We start from the raw sequence: 1,760 nt of genomic DNA on the forward strand, positions 1-1,760 counted from the left end.
ACCGATTGCAGCACGCTATCGGCATGTACATTCGAAAAACCAAAACAAAATCCCTGGCTGATGGCGAAGCCTACTTTACCTACCGACTGGTTGAATCGGTGCGTGAAGGGCAGCAGGTCAAACAGCGCACCCTGCTGAATCTCGGCAAAGACTTTGCCATTGAGCCTCAGCATTGGCCGCTGTTGACCGCCCGCATTGAACAACTGCTGCAAGATGCAGAAGCGCAGCAAGTCGAAGTGTTTGCCCTGGCGGATGAGACCGGCGTATTACTCGAAGCTGCCGCCCAACGATACAGCCGTTTAATCGTGCATAAACTGGCGCAGCCGCTGGAGCCTCCGGCGGCGGATTATCAGCGCGTGGACATCAGCCGCGTGGATGCTAGCGAAGCCCGCAGTATCGGCGCTGAAACCTTGGCTTGGCATGCCATCTGCCAATTACAGCTGACCGAGAAACTGACGGCCTTGGGCTTTAACGGCGTGGAGCTGGCCGCCGCCTTGGGCAGTATCATCGCCCGTACGGTGTCACCGGGTAGCGAATTGCACACGCATCAGTGGTTGCAGTCCTGCACCGCGCTGGGTGAATTAGTGGGACATGACTTTAGCAGCACCAGCCTGTCTCGGTTGTATCGTGTCAGCGATAAACTGCTCAAGCATCAGGCGGCTCTGGAAGGCTTTCTGGCCGATCAGGAGCAAAGCTTATTTGATCTGAACCGACGTATCGTCTTGTACGATTTGACCAACACCTACTTCGAAGGCCAGTGCGCCGGCAATCCGAAAGCCCAGTTTGGGCGTTCTAAAGAAAAACGGAGCGACTGTCCGCTAGTAACGCTGGGCTTGGTGCTGGATGGCGACGGTTTTCCGCTCGGCAGTCAGGTTTTCCCCGGCAATGCCAGCGAACCCGCCACCCTGAAAACCCTGCTGGAAGGCCTGCAAGGCAACAATCCGTTAGCGACGCCTAAACCCGTCATTATCCTGGATGCCGGCATTGCCAGTGCCGCTAATATCGCCTGGTTAGTCAAGCACGCTTATCGCTATATCGTGGTCAGCCGTGAGCGTCAGGTTAAAGACCCACGTGAACAGAACGGCGCGCTGCTGATTCGCAATACCGAACGCAGTCAGGTCCGGGTTTACCGTGACCGCGATGCGGACAGCGGCGAAATCCGCCTCTATTGCTACTCCGAACAGAAGGCCAAAAAGGAACACGCCATCCGCAACCGCTTCCATGAACGCCTGGAAGCCGCTCTGACTCAATTGCAAGCCGGCTTGAGTCAAAAAGGCACGGTGAAGAACTATGTCAAAATCCTGGAACGCATCGGCCGTCTACGCGAAAAAAACAGCCGCGTGGCTCAAGACTATCAGATTGACGTGACCCCGGATGCCGCGCACAAAAACGCCGTTGCCATTACCTGGCACCGACAAGCGCCTAGCGCAGAAAAAGACCGTCAGTGCGGGGTGTACTGTCTGCGTAGCAACATACCGGACTGGTCGGAAGAACAGTTGTGGACCACCTACGTCATGCTCACCGAGATCGAAGCCACCTTTAGAAGCCTGAAAACCGAACTGGGCTTGCGCCCCGTGTATCACCAGAACGAAGATCGCGTCACCGGGCACCTCTTCATTACCCTGCTGGCCTATCACTTGGTGCACACCCTGCGCCATCAACTCAAGCGTCAGGGCATCCATTTGAGCTGGGACCGCATTCGCACCCTGATGGCCACTCAACAACGGGTCACGCTCATTTTGCCCACCGACGAACAGACC

Annotated in this window: 1 protein-coding gene; it reads left to right on the plus strand. The window is 56.4% G+C overall.

Annotation, left to right across the window (positions count from 1 at the left end; all coding sequences use genetic code 11):
• Positions 1-1,760 (plus strand): IS1634 family transposase (locus Q7V32_RS00670; RefSeq protein WP_304895065.1); only part of this gene is annotated, 1,760 nt, incomplete at both ends.

It is taken from the genome of Methylicorpusculum sp., from assembly GCF_030651835.1.
Classification (GTDB): Bacteria; Pseudomonadota; Gammaproteobacteria; order Methylococcales; family Methylomonadaceae; genus Methylicorpusculum.